The following is a 22,147-nucleotide window of genomic DNA, read 5'->3' on the forward strand; positions in this document are numbered from 1 at the left end:
GCCCAAAGGTACAAAGCCGCCCGTAAGGAGAAAGGTTCTTGGCTTGTTTTAAGCCCAGTTTTCCAAATCTAGGCCAAAAAGAGCAGTAGCGTTGAAGCCTTTAAATGCTTCGTGTTATCAGGATCTGGAGAAAACCAGTTGCTTGATTTTGATCAGGAAAGGCAGAATAATCAGGCTTAGCAATCCCGCTGAGATAGCCGCCACAAAGATATAATACCGGTTTCGCATGCCGCCGCCCAAAAACCATAGCGCAACCACCACACACACAATCACGCCAGACGTAAACCAGAACCCCAGAATGGATTTCTTCTCCAACGGTCTTCTTTCCTGCGGAAGCTCATAAATAAAAATGGCCATCACAAAACCGCCAATCACAGACAGTACCTGTTGTAAGAACGTAAACCAGGGTCGGCTGAAAGGCTCTGGCAACACCTCCTGCAACAGAAACGGGAACATGCGCACCCCTCGGCCTTCTTTGTGGGTAAACGCATCCCAGACTAAGTGCGAGACAATTCCTATCAGCAAAGACAGCAACACCACCGGCCAGTGCTTTTTGAAATGCGTCTTCCAGTCAACCTGCTTGAACCGGTTGAAGCGCTTCCGCAGGAAATAGGGCAAGTGGTCAATGAGCGTATCCCTAACAATTACGTGAAAAAGAAAGCAAACCAGCAGCCCCACCGGCAAGTTGAAGTAGAAGATACTGGGCCAGGTATGGCTGTAGGGGTCGTGCAAACTCATCCGGATGAACTTCTCAAAATCCGGCGCCATGCTGCCCACAATCAACCCCGTGGCCGAGCGCCATCTCTGGGGCAAACTAATCAAGGGCAATACAACAGCAGGGTGCGAAAAAGTGAAGGGCATGGGAACAAACTTAAATCACCTTAACGGCAAGGAGAAGGAAATGGATGCGCTCCCCATATAGCGATAAATCCTTTAGCTTTGTAGAAATTCCAATTAATCATCCTCTTTAGCCGTCAAGAAAACCTCTATAAGTTTATTACGCAGTGCAGGAGAATCCTTCGATTTAGGGTACGCAGCATTCACAGAGATACAATACCCTGCATTGGGTATACGAAGGAAGCCTTGGAGCATTGTGTAATGCTCATGCTGAATAGTGTCTGGTGAAAGAATTTTTGAAACGTTGACAAACATCTCTCTTCCGTTGTTCTTAACGGTAAAACTGTCTAAATAAACAGTTGTCATATTAGAAAAAGTATTTGTTTTGGAGCCTTTCTGTATGCTGTTCCTTACTCCCTCAAAAGGGGCCGGTATAATAACAGCAACCACCTTCGCTTTCAAGGTAGAACTTTCGTAACCACTCTCACCAATTAATGGAGTAAAAGAATTGTCTGGCTTTTTAAAAGACAATTTACTTTCATACATCTTTAGTATGTTTTTGCCAATGGAGTCGCTGCTTTGAGTTTGGGTATAACCTAACGTTGATGCGCCTAAGGCAAGCATTAATAGAAATAATCTTTTCATAAGTAGAATCTCAATAATATTAATTGCCTTTGATCAACTCCATCACTAAGGTATTTTGGAGTTATAGTTCTTAGAGATTCTACGGCACCGGATCGTACCCGTGTCCGCCCCAGGGTTGGCAGCGGCCTATTCGTTTCAGGGCCATCCAGCCGCCTTTGAAGGGGCCGTACTTCACAATAGCCTGGTGCGCGTACCCAGAGCAGGTGGGCGTGAAGCGGCAACTGCCGGGCGTAAGCGGCGATATCAGGTAGCGGTACACCCACACCAACGCCAGGAATAAGTGCTTGAAAAGCCAGTTGATTACCTGCATATACTGCTAGTTTCGGGAAAAAAAGTCATAAATCCTTACCTTTGGTTTTTCTAACTAACAAACGTTATGCTTAAAAAGATCTATAGCTTACTCCTTGTGGGCTGCCTGGGCTTGTCTATGACAGCCCGCGCCGATGAGGGCATGTGGTTGCCGCTGCTGGTAAAGCGCCTCAACCACGTGGATATGCAGAAACAAGGCCTGCAACTCACCGCCGAGGAAATCTACAACGTGAACAACGCCAGCCTGAAAGACGCCATTGTGCAGTTCGGAGGGTTCTGTACCGGCGAGTTCGTGTCTAAAGAAGGTTTGCTGCTCACCAACCACCACTGCGGTTATGATGCCATCGCCAACAACTCTACCCCGCAGGATGACATCCTGAAGAACGGCTGGTGGGCCATGACCCGCGAGCAGGAAAAGAAAAACGAAGGCCTGTTTGTAGACATTCTGGTGCGCATGGAAGACGTGACTAGCCAGGTGCTGCAGGGCATCACGCCGCAAACGCCAGAGCAGGAGCGTGCCCGTTTGGTAGCCGAGCGTTCCAAGTCCATTGCTGATGCCGCTAAAAACAACGGCCAGTACGTGAGTTACGTGCGCGATTTCTTCAATGGCAACGAGTTCTACATGTTCGTGTACGAGCGTTTCTCTGATGTGCGCCTGGTGGGAACTCCGCCGGAAAGCATCGGGAAGTTTGGTGGCGATACCGACAACTGGATGTGGCCGCGCCATACCGGCGATTTCTCAGTGTTCCGGGTGTACATGGCCCCAGACGGAAAACCAGCCACATATTCTGAGAAGAACGTCCCGTATCGTCCGAAGCACCATTTGCCGGTCTCTATGAGCCCCGTGAAAGAAGGCGATTTCTCTATGGTTTTCGGGTTCCCGGGCCGTACTACGCGCTTTATGGCTGGTTCAGGTCTGAGCATGGCGGTGGAGCAATCCAACCCCGCCCGTATCAAATTGCGCGAACGCCGTCTGGCTTTGATGAAAGAAGCCATGGACGCATCGCCGGCCAATCGTCTGAAACTGGCTTCTGAGTACGCCAGCATCAGCAACTATTACAAATACTACATCGGGCAGAACGAAGGCATCAAGCGCATGAAAACGCTGGAAAAGAAAGCCTCTGAAGAGAAAGCCTTCCAGGAGTGGGCTAACGGAAACGCCAACCGCAAAGCCCTTTACGGCAACGCTCTGGCAGATATCAACGCTTCCTACGCCGGACAACGCAGCTACAACTTGTCGTCAATTTATCGTTCCGAAGCCGCTTTGGCACCGCAGTTGATTGCGCACGCGTACCAGTACACGCCGTTGTACAATATGCTTAAAGCCGGAAACGGAGACAAAGCGGCTATGCAACAATTAGTTGAAGCTTACAAAGGCATGAACAAAGAGTTCTACGCCAGCTACGTGCCCTCTTCTGACCAGAAAATCTTTGCGGAGCTGATGCAGATGTACTACAACGATGTACCCAAAGCCCAGCACGCCGATATCTTCAAAGACCTGACGTCTACCTACAAAGGTGATTTCAAGAAGTGGGCCGCCGATGTGTACAGCAAATCCCTGCTTTCCTCAGAAGCCAAAGCCAACGCGTTTTTGGCCAATCCTACGCTAAAGACCCTGGAAACGGACCCAGCTTTCAAGTTCATGCGCGCCGTGCAAACCAACTACCAGGACAACGTGCTGCCTAAGCTGAACGAATATAACGCTGCCTTGGGCCGCGCCAACCGTCTGTACGTGGCAGGCTTACGTGAAATGCAGCCGAACAAGGTGTTCTACCCAGACGCTAACTCTACGCTACGTTTAAGCTACGGAACGGTAAAAGACTACGAACCCCGCGATGGCGTGCAGTACAAGTATTACACTACGCTGCAAGGCATCGCTGAGAAAGAAGACCCTACCAACCCAGAGTTCATCGTGCCAGCTAAATTGATGGAGTTGTACAATAAGAAAGATTTTGGCCGCTACGGGCAAGACGGCGAGCTGCGCGTGGGCTTCATCACCAACAATGACATTACGGGCGGTAACTCCGGCTCGCCGGTCATTAACGGTCGTGGTGAGTTGATGGGCCTGGCTTTCGACGGTAACTGGGAAGCCATGACCGGTGATCTGGTGTTTGACCCTGAGTACAAGCGCTGCATCAACGTAGACATCAAGTACGTGCTCTTCGTGATGGACAAACTAGGCGGCGCTGGTCACCTGGTAAACGAGATGACCTTGGTAGACAAAGGAAACCCGAACAACACCTTCAACCCCGCCATCAATGACGTGAACATGAGCGGCAAGATGGAAATTGAAACCGCCGATTCTGAGATTAAGATCAAGAGGAAAGGCAACGAGACTAAAATCAAGAAGGAAGTGAAGAAAAAGAAAAGCTAAGCTGATTTCGGCCTGATTTTCAAAAGATAGACTTAAAACGCCTGGAGCTTCTCCAGGCGTTTTTTTATTGCTTTAAAAGTAAAAGGATTCTGTATTTCCCTGCCTCAAAGCCAAAGTAATACCCTCGCCCTTGCTTCGTATTTTCACCAAATAAGCGGAAAGGCTTCTGCGGCAGGGCTGACTAGAGGTGAGCTTACTTACAATGTACGTAACAAAGTACCTGCTCACATTTACCCCACTGTCTGTTTTTACACTGCTTTCCGGTTGATTTGGCAGTAGCCGTACACTGTGGATTGTAAGCAGAAGTTTCAGCAAAAGGAGAGGAGAAAGAAAGCAGCAGACTTACACTGGCAGTAGATAACAGCGAGGTAAAAAGTTTCTTCATGTAATCAGGGTTTGGGTAATACATCTAGGGAGCTAAATATAGAAAATATTAATATTAAATTAAGGCTATTTTATTGCGTTATTCGTAGTAGAAGCATTGGTCAATTCTTGTCTGCCTATGCTCCAACTGCTACGCTACAGCCTGTTGCTTACCTGTTTATGTCATGCTTTCTACTGTCATGGCCAAGTGACCAATTCTGCAGTAGGTGCCAGGGCGGTAAGCCTGGGCGGAGCTGCCGTCACCTTAACCGATGTCTGGTCCTTAAGCAATAATCCGGCGGGTATTGCCGCTCAGAAGCAGCTGGAGTTGGGTGCCTACGCCCATAACCGGTTTTCCATCAAAGAACTCACCACCGTAGGGCTGTTGGCGGTGTATCCGCTGGCAAAGGTGGGAACCGTAGGGCTTGACGTGCAACGCTTCGGCGGAGACTTGTACAACGAGCAGCGGCTGGGCATTGGGGTGGCGCACCAATTGGGCGTGGTTCGGTTGGGTTTAAAGGCCGATTTACTGCAAGTAAGGGTAAAGGAGTGGGGCAGCCGCAAAGCCGTGGCCCTGAGCATGGGCATCCAATCTGAGATAGTGCCGGGACTTACGTTTGGGGCGCACATCTATAATATCAATCAAGCCAAACTAGCGGAGTTTGAAGATGAGCGCGTGCCTACTGTTATGAAGATTGGCTTGGGTTTTCAGGCCGCCACCAAAGTGTTGCTGGTTCTGGAGGCCGAAAAGGAGTTGGAGCATGCGGTAGCGGTGAAGGGAGGCATTGAATATAGGTTATTACCCGCCTTGGGGCTCAGGACAGGATTCAACACAGGTACCAGAACGGGCTCGGCGGGCGTAGATGTCCGGTTCAAACAGTTTCAGGTGGCGTATGCGTTGGGTGCGCAGAACCAGTTGGGGCTCAGCAACCACTTGTCAGTAGGCTATCAGCTGAAAAAGGAGCCACAGCCATGAAGCGCTGTTTTTGGCTCGTTTTCTTATTAATTGGCCTAAAACAGATGGCACTGGGTCAGGAGGTGCCGCGCCCTGCGGTAGATGTAGAACTGTTGGTGCAGGAACTCTTCGCGCAGCAAAACGATGAAAATTCGGTGGCTTACGAAGACCTTTACGAAACGCTGCTCCAGTATTACCGCCAACGCTTGGACCTGAACCGCGCTTCCCGCGAAGAATTACGCAGCCTTTTCCTGCTCTCTGAGGGGCAAATCTCTGCGCTCCTGCAGCACATTCAGGAGAATGGTCGTCTGATTAGTTTGTATGAGTTGCAAGCCATTCCTGGGTTCGACCTTATCTCCATTAGGCGGCTGTTGCCATTTGTCACGGTGCAGGCTTTGGGGCAAATAGGCCAACGGCCTTGGCGTGAACGCCTCCGGAACGCCGACAACCATTCGCTGCTTTTGCGCTATGACCGCACCTTGCAGGAACGCCGCGGCTACACGCCCCCTGAGGGCCGGTCCACTACTCGTTACCAAGGTTCACCAGATAAATACCTGCTCCGCTACCGCCTCAGCCATCCGCGCGATTTCAGCTTTGGCGTCACCGCCGAGAAGGATGCCGGGGAACTCTTCACGTGGAACCCCGGCCAGCGACTTTACGGGTTTGATTTTCTTTCGGCGCACGCCCAACTATACAACCGAGGGGTTTTCAAAACCATTGCCTTAGGCGATTACCAACTGCAGTTTGGGCAGGGCTTGTTGCTCTCCAGCGGCTTGAGCGTGGGCAAAGGCAGTGAAACCATCACTACCGTTCGGCGCAGTCAATTGGGCATACGGCCCCACACCTCCAGTTTGGAAACCAATTTTTTCAGGGGAGCTGCGGCTACGCACCGCTGGCGGAGGCTGGAAACCACGCTCTTTTACTCCAACAGGAGAGTGGATGCATCTGTAGGTGATGCTTTGGCCGAGGATACTACCTTGCTGACGCTTGGTGGACTGCAAACCTCAGGCCTGCACCGTACGCCTACCGAACTGGCAAACCGCCAGCGGGCGCGGGAACAAGTAATAGGCGGCAATATCACGTACCGAAACCCGCAGCAGACATTCAGCCTGGGCATAACCGCTCTACAGACCCTGTATAATGTGGCGCTTCAGCAAAAACCGGAACCGTACAACCTTTTCACCTTTAGCGGGAGCAAGAATACGGCCGTGGGGCTGCATTACAGCTATCTGTGGCAGAATTTCAATTTCTTCGGGGAAACGGCGCGCTCTGGCAACGGTGGTTTGGGTACGGTGAACGGCGTGTTGGCGAGTTTGTCTGAGAAAGTGGAGGTAGCCCTGCTGTACCGCTATTATGCGAAAGATTTTCAAACCCTGTACGGCGCAGCCTTCGGCGAAGGGAGCCGAAACCAGAATGAAAGCGGCCTTTACACGGGTTTGAAGCTGAAACTGAGCAACCGCTGGCAACTCACCGGCTACTATGACCGCTTCGCTTTTCCGTGGCTCCGCTACCGCGTAGATGCTCCCTCTTCGGGTGAAGAATACCTGCTGCGCCTTCAGTTTATGCCCTCCAAAATCACGCTGCTCTACGGCCAATACCAATATGAGCGCAAGGCCCGCAATGAAACCATAGCAGGCGAAGCATTACGCCGGGTAACTGATACGCATGCGCACCGCTACTTGCTGCTGTTAGATGTAAGTCCGTTGCCTGCTTTGCGGTTGCGGTCCAGAGTGCAGGCCAGCCAGTTCCGGCAAACCGGGCCCAGCCGCACCGGTTACTTCACGGCCCAGGACGTGAGTTGGGAGCACGGCAATACGCGCCTCAGTACCCGTTACGCCCTCTTTGACACCGATGATTACGATACCCGCCTCTACGTGCCCGAACAGGATGTGCTCTATGCATTCTCCATTCCGGTTTTCACCGGCCGCGGCACCCACCTGTACCTGCTGGCGCAGCAACGTGTTACCCGTCACCTAGATTTCTGGTTCAAGCTCAGCCATACCCATTACCGGGGGCAAAGGAGTATTAGTTCAGGGCTAGAGCAGATACAAGGCCCTCAACGCACCGATGTGCGGGTGCAGGTGCGTTATCGTTTTTAGGGCTTGTCTATATAAGAGCGTCTTTCACCTATGTTTGAGGTTGTTTTCTCAAACATAGGCCAAAAACAGAATCATAAATATCAATTTGTTCTAATTCTTGTGCTAATATTACGGTTGGGAGGCAGGCAGCCCCGCCGTAAAGTCCCGCTCAGGGAAAGGGCCTGGGTCTATTTGGTAAAGGTGGAACCCGTAGGGTGTTATATATCCTTTATCAAAAGAAGTAAGTGCCTTTATTGTGATAGGATAAAATTCTAGTGCAATCTTGGTTGTGGATATCAAAATAACCGTTTTTCCTTCTTTCTGCGCCAATGCTTTTGCCCAATCTAGCATCTGATAGGATGTAAGTCTGTTATATTCTGGCTTTTCTACTTGGAAGAAAGAGGTGAGAGTGCCCAGAGGCAGGTAATGGAGTGGCTTTCCTTGATAGGCAGCAATGGCGGAGGAAATAACTTCATGGTCTGTGGCTACCAAGAAGGAAGATGGGGTATGGGTTCTAAGATAAGCATCAACGTCTCTGGCTGCATGAAACGGATGTTTTATCTCTACCACTATTGCGTAAATGCCTGCTACCGTTTGTACTGCTACTGACATGAAAAGCAACTTTTGTAAAGAAAGGAAGGCCGCTTTTGCCTCTGCTGAAAAAGAGGTATAATACTGGAGAAGCCAAACGGAAGCTACGCTGAATAAAAAGTAGTGACCCCAATGCCGCAGGCTGCCCACGTAATTAAACGCGAAGAAGAAAAACATACCAGAAATCAACAGGAGAAACGCGAACATAAGCTGACGCACCGTTTTTAATTTCAGGACCACGTATGCCAGCAATGCAACTGACAGGAAACAGCAGGACACCTTGATCCAAGTGGTATCGTCAAAGAGAGAAGTATTCCAAAATTGGACGTTGAACTGGGGTACTGGGAAAAAAGCCTGCCAAGGGCGAAAAGGAAACCACAGGTTCACCATCTTTTTTTTGAGTTCGTCCGGTCTAATCATGCTCCATAAAGACAGCAGGCAAGCCGCCGCCCATAGAAGGATACTCAGAAGAAGTTTTATCCGTGAAATATCCTGTCGATACGGCACCTGTCCCCATACACCGTATGCTTCAGAGAATAGCAGGAGACCAATTACTCCAGAGAAAAACAACCCAAAAAGGTGAGTGTGAGCATTAAGCATCAATACAAGTAGGAACAGATACCAATGCGTGAAGCGCTTAGGATACAAAGCACATATCAGGAATGTAGTCAACAACTCCATGGCGTAAAGCCGACTGATAATGCCGTACTCAAACACCCCGTAATATCCAAAGCAGAATAATAGCCTTATACTCCAATGAAATGGGGCATACCGCAGGAAAACAAAGACGAATCCTACGGCAAAGACAAATTGAGTAGCTTGTAAAGCCCGCAGATCTTGAGTGAAGTGTGTTATTATAAACAGCAGGCTGTACCAAAGGTTAGGATGGCCTTCATATATTTTATTCTGGAGGAGTTCTGTATAAGAGTTGCTGTAAAGCGCTAAAAGCCAAGGCTCTGTCTCATCAAACCACAACTCATGGAAAGGCATGAGCCAGGTCAGCAGTAAAGCGTAAAGTAGGGTGCACCATAGAGCGAACAAGCTATTGCGTGAAAGTAGCCGCATATGGTGGATTTATTTAATGTTTGTAAATACTAGAATAAGGAAAAGTTACCGCTGCACTGCCGGATATTGTGCCATCATGTGTTTTACGGGCAGAGGAAGTGGGTTAATTTTATAAACGAAGAAAGCAAATTGAGTAATGGAATTCCCCCTGAAAGTGGCGATATATTCAATAGGAAACGATGACCATTGGTAGGGCAACTCAAATGCGCAGACAAGTATCACCGGAGCGTTTTTTTGCTGCGCCACTGCCATTGCCCAGTCAAGCAGAATGTAGGGGCGTAGATCATTTTCTTCATTAGGGTCAAGGGTGTAAAAGCTCCACAGATTTCCGTCTGAAAGTTTCAGAACTGGTTTGCCCAAATAAGCAGTGATATTGGAACCAGCAAGTGAATTGTCTATGGCAATGGTGTAGGTAGAAGGTAAGGTGTTTAGAAACCGGACCACCTGTTTGCCCATAAAGAAGGGATACTGTATTTCAGTTTTTAAGGCGTAGACTCCGGCAATTACTTGCAGAAAAGCAAAAAGGATCAAGCACGAGTGAAGGGCCGTGTTTAACCAATTGGGAGAAAGTTTAAAGAAATGGCTGTCCGATTTATTCTGAATATAGTACGTTTTGAGCCAAAAGAAGGCAAGGGTGTAAAAGAAGAAGTGCGCATGGTGCCTCATACTGCCTTCCATTTTGAAGGCAAAAAAACAGAATAACACACCAAATAGAAGGTAGAGGGCAAGCAGTAAGCGTTTGGTGTGGTAAAAAGCAGCAAAGAGTAAGAGTAACAGGAAAACAGTAAGAGGTATTTCAAGGCTTGTCTTTAGAAAGGACGTGTTCCAGAAAGAGGTGGTGAGATTAGGAACGGGTACAAAGGCCTGCCAGAGACGGGCAATGGATTGGTAAATATAATAGGGCTGAAAATAAGTGAAGCCTTGGTTTTCATTAGGGCGCACCATGCTCCAGAGAGAGAAGCAGCAGCCTAGTGTCCAGAATAAGAACCCGGTTACTTTCTGCAGGGTAGAGAGAGAAAACCAATTGGGAACTTCCTTCCATACTTTGAAAGCCTCAGAAAACAGCAGTAGCCCTAAGACGCCAGCCATCAAAAAACCGAACAGATTGGTCTGCGCGAGGACGGCTAATAGTGCAATGTAGAAGTACCAGTGGGAAAATCGCTTAGGATAGAAGGTGCAAACCAGAAACAGGCTGAGCATCTCAATGGCATATAAACGACTAATGATGCCGTATTCAAACAAACCATAGTAGCCAAAGCAGATCAGGAGCTTAAGCAGACGTGAGAATGGAGCAAAACGGAGAAAGACGAATACGAAGCTAACCGCAAAAGCAGCTTGGGTAAGCTGTAGCGCCTTAAGATTAGTAGTGAACTTAGTGATAACAAAAAGGATGCTGTACCATAGATTAGGGTGGCCCTCAAAGCGTTTGTTGTAGAGCAATTCACTGTAAGAGTCGCTGTAGAGGGCCAGAAGCCAGGGTTCGGTTTCGTCAAACCAAAGCTCGTGGTAGCCCATGAAAAAGGCTAGTAGCAACCCATACACAATAGTGAAGAGTACGGCAAATCGGTTATCGCTCAAGTTCAGGTTACTTCTCATTTGAAGAATGTTCATGGTACTCCTGCTCTGTGTTGACCTCCCAAATATTGGCCTTATCGGTTCTGCCAGCCGCAATATTCTCTACCGCCAACATAGCAGTTAGCATAGAATGATCTTGGTTGTTGTACTTGTGCATGCCGTTACGACCTACTAGAAACAGATTCTCAATGTCATCCAAAAAGGCCTGCACCTTCGGAAACTCGTTGTAAGAGCCAAAATAAGCCGGATACGCCTTCGGTATTTTTACTACTGTGCCATCTATGACCTGGTCTGCCGAGATAATACCTAGTTTTTGCAGTTCATCAATGGCTAATTGTTGCAAATCGGCTTCAGTCATATGCCAGAGTTCATCTTCTTCCTGGCAGAAATATTCGGCCCCCAGCCAAACTTTATCTGGATCTGTGACCAAGTAAGGACTCCAGTTGTTAAATAATTGAAGGCGCCCCACCTGTACATCGGGTTCCTGTATGTAAATCCAGTTATCCTGAATTAGGCGGTTATTCTCCTGCTGAACGGCTAACCTGTGCAGCAATAATCCTACGGATATAAAATTTCGGTAAGGTAAATGCTCAGCAATCTCCCTTATGTCGGGAGGTACTACGTCGCCCAGCGCGCGGATCAAACTTCTGATGGGCATGGTGGAGAGAGTGTAGTCCGGTTTTATCTGGTAGGTAGCGCCTGTTGACGTTTCCTGAATGGTGGCAGAGACAATCTTTTTCCCCTGTAGCTCCAAACCTATCACTTTCTGCTGTAAGTGTACTTCGCCACCTTGTTCTTGAATCTGGCGGGTGACAACTTCCCACAAGTGTCCCGGGCCTAGTTTAGGATATAGGAACTGCTCAATCAAGGAGGTTTCTGTTTTCTTCTGGGTAAAATCAGTAGATGGGGAAAAGAACTGTTGCCGCAGAAAGTGTTTTATGGCTTGGGTGATGGATAACGCTTTAATGCGTTGTGCCCCCCACTCCGCACTTATCTGCTGGCAGGGTACACCCCACACCTTTTCGGTGTACGCCTTAAAGAACGTCAGGTACAGGTGCTCTCCGAAACGGTTGATGAAAAAGTCCTCCAAGTTCTTTTCTTCCTTGATAGGCCGTATAACCTGTTTTAGGTAACTCGCGACAGCCTTTACTGACCATCCAATTCCTAACTGAGAAAGAGTACCAATGGAAAAAGACAGAGGGTAATCAAAAAACTTACGCCGGAAGAAAATGCGTGATTTACGTTGGCGCAACAGCATGAGATTGTCCCCGGCAGACGTATCGGTAGCAGAAACGGTAGGGATAGAACGACTTTTGCCTTGATAGTTGAGTTCGCCAATAGTTTGCCCAGGTTCCAGTTGCAGCGGAAGAATGGAGAGCCACCAATCCATCACCCGGTCAGACTTGGAGAAAAAACGGTGCCCGCCAATGTCCATCCGGTTGCCCTTGTAGTTAATAGTAGCCGAAATGCCCCCAATACGGTCTGTGGCTTCTACCACGTACGGGTGCACTGGGGTATGTTGCAGAAATTCATGGGCAGCCGTTAAACCGGCCGGGCCAGCTCCAATAATGAGAGCTGTAGAGGGAAATGGCATAAAAGCAGGAAAAGCTCTCCAAAGATAACAGCAAAAGGGCCTCTCCCAAAGTTCCTATGAAGGTAATGTCCTTAAAAGATGGTTGCGCTAATACAACTAGACAAAGTGGCGTATAGCTGGAATACAAGCAACAGCCTTCGGCATTCTTCTTTTTAGTACCTTGCTGCCTTATGTTTTTAACTAGTTTACAAGAAAGTAGGCCATAAACAACAGAGGTATAGTTAGGGATTGCCTTACCAAATGGAAGTTAGCGCGTGAATAAACCATACATAATAGAATTCCCCGTTATTGGAAGCTCAGAGATAGGGTATATTTCGGTTGCTGAAATTGGTGCGTTTTTGCCATTTGAGGTCAAAAGAGTGTTCTGGACCTATGGTACCCCAGAAAACATAGTAAGGGGCAGACATGCGCACCATCACACCCAACAAGTGATTATAGCCGTGAGTGGCCGAATTTTGGTTACTACGGAGCAAGCAGATGGAACAATGGAAGTATTTGTTTTGGAGAAGCCTAACGCTGGCGTATATGTACCTCCCAATGTGTGGCATACCATGCAGTATTCCCAGTCGGCGGTGCAGATGGTCCTGGCCTCTACTCCCTATAGCGAACAAGACTACATTAGAGATCACTCAGAATTTAAAAGTGTATGGAAATAAGCCTGGAAGAATTAACCAACAGCCGAAAGGATGCACTGGTAAATTACAGTCCTTATGTTTTCATCAAGGAAATAAAAGCCCAGGATCAATTTGATCTATTTGTCAAAAGCGAGTTAGAAAGGTTTGGGGCAGTTGATACGTGCCATACTTTGAACATTACCGTGGAGGAGATAGACTTCGTTTTTCTCTATGAATATCTGCCTTGGGATAGCCAACACTTCCATAGAAACTGCTACAAGTTATTTACTGTTTTATACACCCAACAAAAGGCATCGGCGCTTATCAAAGCCATTCGCCATTTCAAAAGCAAGCTACAACTGGAAGGGAATGTTTACTGTTTTGCTGAAATTCCGGCAGAAGACATATTCCTGATCCAGTGCCTCAATGAAGCCGGACTTAGGTTAGTAGAGACAAGACTGCATTATTTCAGAAGGAAGTTGGAAGACTTCACCGCAGAGCGATACCCCGTCAGGAAAGCAACCCCAGCCGATATTCCTGTGCTAGCCAACGTGGCAGCCGTCAACAGAAATAATTTTGACCGGTTACATGCCGATTATTCGTTTTCAGAGCAGGACGCAGATCATTACCTGGCTACGTATGCCGAGGCCGCAGTAAACGGTTTTTGCGATACGGTTTTGGTCCCGAATGTTCCGAACTTTGCGGTGGCCTCTTTTATTGCCTTTGACTACCATGAAAAGGTTTCTCCACAACATAAGTTGAGTTTGATGCATGCCAGATTAGCGGCTGTAGCCCCAGAGAATAGAGGCTGGTATGTAAAGCTATTGACGGAGTTTATGCAACAGGCAAAAGAACAGCAAGCCTCTTATGTGAAAATTACCACGCAGTCAACAAATAAAACTGTTATTAGAACCTTTGAGAAACTAGGTTGTAGCTTTGGAGCAGCCTCCCATATTCTAACTTTTAGTTATTGAAATACTTGTAGTTAGTAACAAATGAATTTAGCCTATCAGGCTTCAATACTCTGTTGTAAATGAGCGACCTAAGATGCCATTACTTTCTGTTATAATCCCCTGCTATTTCAATGAGCAGAACATACCTGTCACCATCAAAGAACTGATCAGCAATGAAAATAACTTTCCCGCAGATGTAAAGTTTGAATACGTGTTCATTGATGATGGCTCCAAAGATAATACTCTCCATGAATTGCTTAAAGCCAAAGCTTCTTATCCCGAAAAGGTTAAGGTAATAAAACTAGCCGGAAACGTGGGGTCTTATAATGCTGTGATTGCCGGGATGGAATATGCCTCCGGAGACTGTGCCGTCATAATCTCCGCTGATTTACAAGATCCACCAGAGTTAATGGTAAAGATGTATGCCCATTGGCAGCAAGGGATTAAATTGGTTATTGGAAGTAGAAAGGATAGAGAGGATTCTTTTGCAGAGAATTTCTTTGCTAGTGTATTCCATAAAGTCATGAGGAAAATTGCTTTTAGGAATTTGCCTGACGGCGGGTTTGATTATATTCTGTTTGATAAGAAAATTGCAGTAGAGGTCCTGAAAATAAAAGAAAGGAACAGCAATGTGATGTACTTAATGGCATGGTTAGGCTTCGAATTTGTGAATATCCCCTATATTAGAAGCAAAAGAGAATTTGGCGTTTCTAGATGGACATTCAGGAGAAAAGTGAAATTGTTTATTGATTCTATTGTGTCATTCTCTTTCTTTCCAATTAGAGTAATCTCTATTATGGGTTTGTTATTGGGAATAGTTGCTTTTGTGTACGGGATATTTGTTGTTATTGCTAAAATAAAGGGAGCTGTTTTGGTGGAAGGCTGGTCTGCTTTGATGGTGGTGCTGTTATTTGTCTCTTCTTTCCAGATGATTGCCCTTGGCGTTATTGGAGAATATGTATGGCGGGCATTGGATGTATCTAGAAAGAGGCCTCTTTATATTGTAGAGCAGGTGCTCTAAGCCGCTAAAATTAATAGGGTAATATGATGATATCTGTTTTGGTTTTAGGAGTCTTGTTTTTTGTCTTCTTTTACCTGATTGGCTCTTTTTTCTTGCATTTTAGTCTAAAGAATAAGAATAGCTTTCTTCAGCACGTTGTAAATCTTTGGGTAGGGTTTTTATTGGCAGTTTCCATATATGCCATTGTGAAAGCTGCCTTCGTTACTGTTCTTATTTTCATCCCGTTTATATTGCTGTTTTACCGAAAGCCCCTTGCAGACTTTTCAGGAAGGGGGCATATGTCAAATCTTTTATTTATTATTTGCTTAATAGGAACCTATGTTCTGCTGTTTTTCTTGCAGGTAAATTTCAATATAAATTTTTTAGAGAATCCGTTCCCCTATATGTCTTTCATTCATCCCTTTGATGGCGAGAGATATATTTATAGTACTATTGTCAGTACTTTGCATTACAAGGGTGTAGAAACAATAAGTGCAGAAACTGTGCTAAAAGGCATTTCTGGTGTTTCGCTTTACCATTTTATTGAGTTTTGGTTAGCTAGTATGTTCAAAACTGTCTACAATGTAAAAAGTGATATAGCGCTATTTTATTTTGTATTCCCTCTTTTTAAGGCCTTTGTAGTACTGGTAGTATTTTCTGTATTTTCTGAAAAAATAGATAGTAAGGATATTCTGTTCTTAGTACTAGCTATAGTTCTAGCTTTTTTTGTTTTCGGCTTCTTGTGGGTATCGCCACCAGTGTATAAAGCTCATCTACGGGATCAAGTATTTATCTCTATTTTTGTGTTAGTGGCTAAGTCTCTATATGAAAAAAAGTATAGTGTTAGTTTAGCGTTCTTGATGCTCGCATCTGTTGAGAATATTCTTTTTATGCCAGCTTTGGTCATTACTATAGGTTTGTTCTATGCTGGTTATGAAAAATTTGATTATATAAAAGTAGTGCTTTTTATTGTGTTTTACTTTTTGTTTTTTTATTTATTTAAAGAAAATGTGCATGATAAATACTATGATTTAGGAGTGTGCGATACTATAGATAAAGTATTTACATGGAGCAAAGTAAAAGGAGTTTACAGGGTAATATTGCTAGCCGTTCTAAGTTATCCTTTTAGATATGTGATAGCCTATTTTATTTTAACAAGATTTAGGTCTGTGCTAAATAAAACTTTGGAGATAGGATTGGCCTATTGGCTAGGTGTTTTATTTTTTGTGTATTATTTTTTGTACGCATTAATGTCTGATTTATCAATAGATGCATGGCAAGTTAGATTTGTAGCTCTTGTACTAGCGAAAGTCTCTTTATTGTTTTTGATGTATGAACTTGTGAAACGAAGAAAAGTTATGTTGTCTGTTATTGGTTTGTTATTGATAACTGATTTTAATTACCCCTTTGCTAGAATAGAAGCTAAAGTGGAACATGATTTCTTGCTAGAAGAGAAGATCGCACAAGTAAGTGCAGATAAGCCATTGATAGGGTTGTTTGTAGATGAAGCAGCAATTTTGCCAAATGTATGGGCTTTGAACCTTTATCCAGTCCATAATACTGATTATGCCCGTGCTAATGATTATAGAATGTATCTTTTTAACTATGACATTACAGCTTTAAGAAGTTCTATAAGGAATTTGGATCCTTCTGCCCAGCCCATATTACGTAGACATATACAACCCCTTTTTCCCTTGAATACAAATATTTTAGGAAATATCAGAAATTATGATGTTTCCATTGTCTGGATCAGTAAAAAATCAAAGTATTTAGATTTCTTTAGAGGGAATAAACCATTGCATGAATTAGATGAGTATTATATCTATAATTTATAGCAAATAATGTTGGAGGTTGTTGGAGACAACACAAAGCGCAGGTGATGTTGTGAAATTACTTCCTCTTTGCCTAAAATATTAGTCTTATCTCTCTGCACTTTTTAGTGCTAGCCTCTAACCTCATCGGTGTCTATCAAATAACAAAGAATTCCACGCAAGACGGAAGTATTCAGAAGAATTTAAGAATCCTACATCCTCGGTTCCGAATAGTTTTAGGCAAGTTGTGCTAAAACTGTTCGCAATCCTCATGCTTGCTTGCTGTTGTAGTAGAGATGACATAGTAAGTTTGGTCTAATTTATGAACATGTGAGAAAATAAGTTAGCAAAAGAATAAAGAAGGTAAACAAATTGCTAAAAATATTAGTAAAATTGAGCCATCAATCGTTTTACCTAATATTTGAAGCTATGCTTGTAGAAGAACTGTACACTGCCGAAGTAGAATATGCTGCCTTTGAGATGCCATTTTTTGGCGCATTAGTCCCAGCTGGGTTTCCATCGCCCGCCGATGATTACCTGGAAACCCAGCTTAACCTACATACTTATTTAATTCCCCGGCCCGCTACTACTTTTTTGGTCCGGGTAAGTGGGGAGTCCATGGTGAAGGCGGGCATCCGTTCCGGAGACTTGCTGGTGGTTGATCGGTCACTAGGTGCTGCAGACCAGCGCATTGTATTGGCAGCTGTGAATGGTGAATATACGGTGAAACGCTACTGTGAAGTAGGTGGCAAAAGGTTTTTGAAAGCTGAAAATGACCTATATCCTACTATTGAGCTAAAGCCAGAAGACGAGTTTTCTATTTGGGGTGTGGTGACCTCTGTGGTGCATCAGTTCTAAAGAAAGGAGACAGACATGTTCGCTTTGGTAGATTGCAACAATTTTTATGCGTCTTGTGAACGGGTTTTCGATGCGAGTCTCCATCAAAAGCCGGTGGTGGTACTGTCCAATAATGATGGTTGTATCATCTCGCGTTCACAGGAAGCAAAAGATTTAGGTATAAAAATGGGGGAACCCTTCTTCAAGCGAAAGCAATGGCTGGCTGAGCAAGGGGTGCGGGTTTTCTCCTCCAACTACACGCTTTACGGCGATATGTCAGGACGAGTGATGGAGATTCTGAGCGGTTTCACGCCGGAGTTAGAAGTCTATTCCATTGATGAAGCTTTCCTTCGGCTAGATGGCTTTCGGCAAGACGAACTGCAAACCTATAGCCACACCATACAAGAAGCCGTAGGGCGCGGGTTGGGAATTCCGGTCTGCATAGGGATTGCGCCTACTAAAACATTAGCCAAAGTGGCGAATCATTTGGCCAAGAAGCGCCGGCAGCAGAGTGGTGGCGTATGGCTCATTAGCAATGAACAGGAGCGAAAGCAGGCGTTGTGTGCCATGTCCATTGGTGATGTGTGGGGCGTAGGACGTCAATATGCGGCACGATTGCAAAGTGCTGGAGTGCAGACTGCCTGGGATCTAACCCAATGCAGCCCTGATTGGGTTAGGCAGCAACTAGGGGGAGTGATAGGAGTGCGCTTACTTAAAGAATTGCAGGGAAAGTCTTGTTTGCAGACCTCTATGCCGCAGGAAAAAAAGAGCATTGCCTGTACCCGTTCCTTCGGGAAGCCAGTGCAGAGTCTAGTGCAACTGCAGGAAGCCGTGGCTACTTACGCCACCCGGGCAGCAGAGAAGTTGCGGAAGCAAGAGTCGGCGGTAGGAGCCATCACCGTGTTCATTCATACCAACCGATACGCGCCAGTAGAGCAGTACTTCAAAAGCATTACTTTGGAATTGCCAGTAGCCACAGATTCCACTTTGGAGTTAGTGCGGCTTGCGGTAGATGGCGTAAAGAAGATTTTCCGCCCAGACATCCAGTACGGGAAAGCCGGAGTTATTCTCACCGGGCTGGTGCCAGTGCAAGGTGTGCAGGCCAATATATTCAGTGTGCCCACAGTTGTGGAACACAAAGGGCTTATGAAAGCAGTGGACTACCTCAACAAGACTTGGGGCAGCGGGACCGTGGTAGTGGCTTCCGTAGGCATTCAGCAGGAATGGCAGATGCTAAAAGGAATGCGGTCCCAAAGATTCACAACCCATTGGGATGATTTGCTGCGGGTAAGCTGTTAGAGCGTTTTTGAGGAGTTTTCTATGAATTAGGCCTAAAGCGGGGAGGGGTGCTATCAAAAGAATCTTTCAGGTACCTGTGGGCACCTGGTTAAAAATTACCGTCTGCGTTTTCTGCGTGAATGCCAGGCCTGCACTTTGTACAAAAAAAGAACAGGTCTCTGCATGTGAAAGGCCTGTTCTTTTTTTGTGTAAATCAGTAGTTGAGATGCTTTATTTCAACTACTGATTTCCCAAAATGAATTTAAAATAATCAAATCGGGAAATTATTTTTCTAGCGCTTCGGGCTTTTGCTTCTTTAATGAGGTATCATTGGCAGATTGAGCTTTGCTAGGGCTTAGGAAACTCAGACGTACAAGGCTCCTTTGTTTGCCTTTACATCAGAGACAAAATCCTTTACCTGCTGCTCGTTTTTACGCTCGCAAATCATAAGCACATTGTCGTGCTCGGCTACTATATAATCATGAAGGCCTTGAATAACCACTAATTTGCCTTGGGGCGTTTTAATGATGCAATTCTGGGTGTCATAAAGCATAGTATTGCCGTCTACCACATTCCCTTCTGGTGTTTTAAGGGCAATGCTGTACAATGAATTCCAAGTGCCCACATCAGACCAACCCAGGTCTCCTAAAATCACATACACGTTCTCTGCTTTTTCCATGATGCCATAATCAATGGATACATTGCGGGACTGTTCATAAACCGTATTGATAAAGGACTCTTCGCCTGCCGTATAGTAAGTAGATGCTCCCGTCTCAAATAAATCCGCGATGTCTGTCAGGTGCTCCTTGAAGGCACCAACAATGGCTTGAATGTTCCAGATGAAAATGCCTGCGTTCCAAACAAAGTCGCCACTTTGTAAAAACGACTGAGCAAGCTCTAAAGAAGGTTTTTCCCTAAAAGTTTTTACCTTCTGCAACGCCTGGGCACCATCTGGGGCATACTGGATATAGCCATATCCAGTATCAGGACGGGTAGGTTTAATGCCAATGGTAACTAAGATGTTTTCTTGGCCGGCTGCCGCTACTCCCTGGTGTACACATTCCAGGAACGCCTGCTCACGTAAAATCACATGGTCTGCCGGAGCCACTATAACAACGGCATTGGGGTCTTTTTGGGCTATTTTGAAACAGGCATACGCGATGCAGGGAGCGGTATTACGCCCTACAGGTTCCTGTAAAATCTGATCAGAAGTTAATTCAGGCAGGTGTTCCTGTACCAGGTCTTTGTATTCCCTATTGGTGACAACGTATATGTTTTCTGTAGGGCAAACAGTAGAGAAACGTTTTACAGTTGACTGGATCAGGCTTTCCCCAATACCGAGAACATCATGAAACTGTTTTGGGTGATTGTTTCTGCTGAACGGCCAAAAGCGACTCCCTACTCCGCCGGCCATTACTACTACATATATGTTTTCTGGTAAAGTATTCATATCTGATTTTATTTTATATAAATGATGTAAGATTAAATTTTATTGTGGCAAAGGTAAGTAGTTCTTTAAAATTTACAAATAGATGTGAAATGGCTTCAAAAGAATAAATGCCAACGTTTGATTTTTAAAGTATTTTACTAGATATGAAATTATGATGCCAACAAATTGAAAATTTCTAAATCAAACAAGAGTGGAAGTAGCTTAATTGCCTGATTTACACATTCAAGAACTAGAACCTTCTTCTTGAGTTGGCATGAAAGCTGTAGGATTAGACACGAGAATGACGTACTTTAGTAAAGGAGTTGGAGCTGTTTGTTGAACATTTTGCATTGTTTAACAATAAAGCAACTAAAGCGTGTACTATTATCTATTGGTTATAAGATGCTTTTAGTATGTTTTATAATTTAATAGATATATTCTTACATTTGTCCGAAAATCAAAAATTTAATATAAGAAAAACACCATGAGAATAGCAGTAGTAGGAACGGGCTACGTGGGCCTGGTGACAGGCACATGTTTTGCCGAGGTAGGTATTGATGTAACCTGTATTGACGTGAATGTCAAGAAGATTGAAGATCTTAAGCAGGGTATCCTGCCCATTTACGAGCCCGGCTTGGAAGAAATGGTGCTCCGTAATGTGGAGAAAGGCCGTCTTCATTTCTCTACCAACTTAGCCTCCGCCATCAAAGGCTGCGACGCGGCATTTATCGCCGTAGGTACGCCTCCGGGCGAGGACGGCTCAGCTGACCTTAAGTATGTATTAGGCGTGGCCCGCGAGATCGGTCAGCACATGGATGACTACTTGGTGGTGGTAACCAAAAGCACCGTTCCAGTAGGTACCGCTAACAAAGTGAAGCAAGCCGTTGCTGAGGAGTTGGAGAAACGCCAGTCTACTTTAACCTACGATGTGGCCTCAAACCCTGAGTTCCTCAAAGAAGGTGCAGCCATTGATGACTTCCTTAAGCCAGACCGTATTGTGATAGGGGTGGAGAGTGAGCAAGCCGAGGAAGTGATGCGCAAGCTTTACAAGCCTTTCCTGATGAACGGGCACCCGATCATCTTTATGGACGTTCCTTCCGCTGAGATGACCAAGTATGCCGCCAACTCCATGCTGGCCACCAAGATCAGCTTCATGAACGATATTGCCAATCTGTGCGAGATCATGGGTGCCGATGTGAACATGGTGCGCAGAGGCATTGGCTCCGATAGCCGTATAGGTAACAAGTTCATTTACCCTGGCATCGGTTATGGCGGTTCTTGCTTTCCTAAAGACGTGAAAGCGTTGATCAAAACTGCCGAGGACAACGGCTATGAGATGCAGATTCTCAAAGCGGTGGAGTCAGTGAACGAGAACCAGAAGGAGGTTTTGTTCAACAAGGTGATGAAGCACTTCGGTGGGGAAATCGCCGGTAAGACGTTTGCTCTTTGGGGCCTTTCCTTCAAGCCAAAAACCGATGACATGCGCGAGGCACCATCTCTGGTGATCATTGAGAAGTTGTTAGCGGAGGGTGCCAGTGTGAAGGCCTATGACCCAGTGGCTATCAAAGAAGCCAAGCACATGATTGGCGACAATGACAGTGTAGAATATTCAAAAGACGAATATGAGGCTCTGATTGATGCTGACGCATTGCTTATTGTAACTGAGTGGCCTGAATTCCGCTCACCAAATTTCCAAGTGATTGGGAAGCTGTTGAAAAATAAAGTCATCATTGATGGCCGCAACATCTACGAGGCCAAGGAACTGCAGGAGCTGGGCTTCGCCTATTACGGCATCGGGGTTCAGGAAGTACAACCTGTTATCGAGACAACAAACTAAGA

Annotated in this window: 17 protein-coding genes; 10 read left to right on the forward strand and 7 right to left on the reverse strand. The window is 45.7% G+C overall.

Features of this window, described 5'->3' with window-relative positions; all coding sequences use genetic code 11:
• Window positions 1-117: 117 nt before the first annotated feature.
• The 3 genes from ACY0JR_RS05480 to yidD all read right to left on the reverse strand — a co-directional run bounded on the left by ACY0JR_RS05480 (window position 118) and on the right by yidD (window position 1,792).
• Window positions 118-861, reverse strand: coding sequence for a DUF4184 family protein (locus ACY0JR_RS05480; RefSeq protein WP_462632934.1), 744 nt, complete (start codon window positions 859-861; stop codon window positions 118-120).
• 93 nt (window positions 862-954) lie between these two features.
• Window positions 955-1,482 (reverse strand): hypothetical protein, encoded by a 528-nt coding sequence (locus ACY0JR_RS05485; RefSeq protein ID WP_462632935.1) that lies wholly within the window; start codon window positions 1,480-1,482, stop codon window positions 955-957.
• Window positions 1,483-1,561: 79 nt separating this feature from the next.
• Entirely contained in the window at window positions 1,562-1,792 is a 231-nt protein-coding gene (yidD, locus tag ACY0JR_RS05490) for a membrane protein insertion efficiency factor YidD (protein WP_462632936.1), read from the reverse strand.
• A gap of 66 nt (window positions 1,793-1,858) precedes the next feature.
• Between yidD and ACY0JR_RS05495 the strand changes: the two genes are divergently transcribed.
• The 3 genes from ACY0JR_RS05495 (at window position 1,859) to ACY0JR_RS05505 (ending at window position 7,582) form a co-directional block, all read left to right on the forward strand.
• A complete protein-coding gene (locus tag ACY0JR_RS05495) occupies window positions 1,859-4,165 on the forward strand; it encodes a S46 family peptidase (protein ID WP_462632937.1) in 2,307 nt (768 codons plus the stop codon).
• Between the two features lie 502 nt (window positions 4,166-4,667).
• Window positions 4,668-5,504, forward strand: a complete 837-nt coding sequence (locus ACY0JR_RS05500; RefSeq protein ID WP_462632938.1) for a PorV/PorQ family protein — start codon at window positions 4,668-4,670, stop codon at window positions 5,502-5,504.
• A 44-nt stretch (window positions 5,505-5,548) separates the two neighbouring features.
• Entirely contained in the window at window positions 5,549-7,582 is a 2,034-nt protein-coding gene (locus ACY0JR_RS05505) for a ComEA family DNA-binding protein (RefSeq protein ID WP_462632939.1), read from the forward strand.
• Between the two features lie 108 nt (window positions 7,583-7,690).
• Here the strand turns inward: ACY0JR_RS05505 and ACY0JR_RS05510 are convergent, their stop codons facing one another.
• The 3 genes from ACY0JR_RS05510 to ACY0JR_RS05520 all read right to left on the reverse strand — a co-directional run bounded on the left by ACY0JR_RS05510 (window position 7,691) and on the right by ACY0JR_RS05520 (window position 12,386).
• The gene (locus ACY0JR_RS05510) at window positions 7,691-9,142 is read right to left on the reverse strand and encodes a hypothetical protein (protein WP_462632940.1); all 1,452 of its coding nucleotides are present in this window, start codon (window positions 9,140-9,142) and stop codon (window positions 7,691-7,693) included.
• Between the two features lie 120 nt (window positions 9,143-9,262).
• Window positions 9,263-10,828: a hypothetical protein gene (locus ACY0JR_RS05515; RefSeq protein WP_462632941.1), complete on the reverse strand. Its 1,566-nt coding sequence runs from the start codon at window positions 10,826-10,828 to the stop codon at window positions 9,263-9,265.
• Window positions 10,803-12,386: an NAD(P)/FAD-dependent oxidoreductase gene (locus ACY0JR_RS05520; protein WP_462632942.1), complete on the reverse strand. Its 1,584-nt coding sequence runs from the start codon at window positions 12,384-12,386 to the stop codon at window positions 10,803-10,805. The genes ACY0JR_RS05515 and ACY0JR_RS05520 overlap by 26 nt, the downstream gene beginning before the upstream one ends.
• Before the next feature lie 254 nt (window positions 12,387-12,640).
• Here ACY0JR_RS05520 and ACY0JR_RS05525 point away from each other — a divergent pair, with 254 nt between their 5' ends.
• From ACY0JR_RS05525 to ACY0JR_RS05550, 6 genes are all read left to right on the forward strand, one after another.
• Complete coding sequence (locus tag ACY0JR_RS05525; protein ID WP_462632943.1) at window positions 12,641-13,042, forward strand: sugar 3,4-ketoisomerase; 402 nt, start codon at window positions 12,641-12,643, stop codon at window positions 13,040-13,042.
• Window positions 13,033-13,974, forward strand: a complete 942-nt coding sequence (locus tag ACY0JR_RS05530) for a GNAT family protein (RefSeq protein WP_462632944.1) — start codon at window positions 13,033-13,035, stop codon at window positions 13,972-13,974. Before ACY0JR_RS05525 ends, ACY0JR_RS05530 begins: the two co-directional genes overlap by 10 nt.
• Window positions 13,975-14,047: 73 nt before the next feature.
• On the forward strand, window positions 14,048-14,974 hold the full coding sequence (locus ACY0JR_RS05535) for a glycosyltransferase family 2 protein (RefSeq protein ID WP_462632945.1): 927 nt from the start codon (window positions 14,048-14,050) through the stop codon (window positions 14,972-14,974).
• A 23-nt stretch (window positions 14,975-14,997) separates the two neighbouring features.
• Window positions 14,998-16,788 (forward strand): hypothetical protein, encoded by a 1,791-nt coding sequence (locus ACY0JR_RS05540; RefSeq protein ID WP_462632946.1) that lies wholly within the window; start codon window positions 14,998-15,000, stop codon window positions 16,786-16,788.
• A gap of 405 nt (window positions 16,789-17,193) precedes the next feature.
• Window positions 17,194-17,622, forward strand: coding sequence for a LexA family protein (locus ACY0JR_RS05545; protein WP_462632947.1), 429 nt, complete (start codon window positions 17,194-17,196; stop codon window positions 17,620-17,622).
• A gap of 15 nt (window positions 17,623-17,637) precedes the next feature.
• A complete protein-coding gene (locus ACY0JR_RS05550; protein WP_462632948.1) occupies window positions 17,638-18,900 on the forward strand; it encodes a Y-family DNA polymerase in 1,263 nt (420 codons plus the stop codon).
• 343 nt (window positions 18,901-19,243) lie between these two features.
• On the opposite strand, the gene ACY0JR_RS05555 is transcribed toward ACY0JR_RS05550, so the two are convergent.
• Complete coding sequence (locus tag ACY0JR_RS05555) at window positions 19,244-20,329, reverse strand: mannose-1-phosphate guanylyltransferase (protein ID WP_462632949.1); 1,086 nt, start codon at window positions 20,327-20,329, stop codon at window positions 19,244-19,246.
• A gap of 463 nt (window positions 20,330-20,792) precedes the next feature.
• On the opposite strand from ACY0JR_RS05555, the gene ACY0JR_RS05560 reads away from it, so the two are divergent.
• Window positions 20,793-22,145 (forward strand): UDP-glucose dehydrogenase family protein, encoded by a 1,353-nt coding sequence (locus tag ACY0JR_RS05560; RefSeq protein WP_462632950.1) that lies wholly within the window; start codon window positions 20,793-20,795, stop codon window positions 22,143-22,145.
• The last annotated feature ends 2 nt before the right edge of the window (window positions 22,146-22,147 follow it).

The sequence above is a fragment of the Rufibacter sp. JT3400010 genome (genome assembly GCF_054956755.1).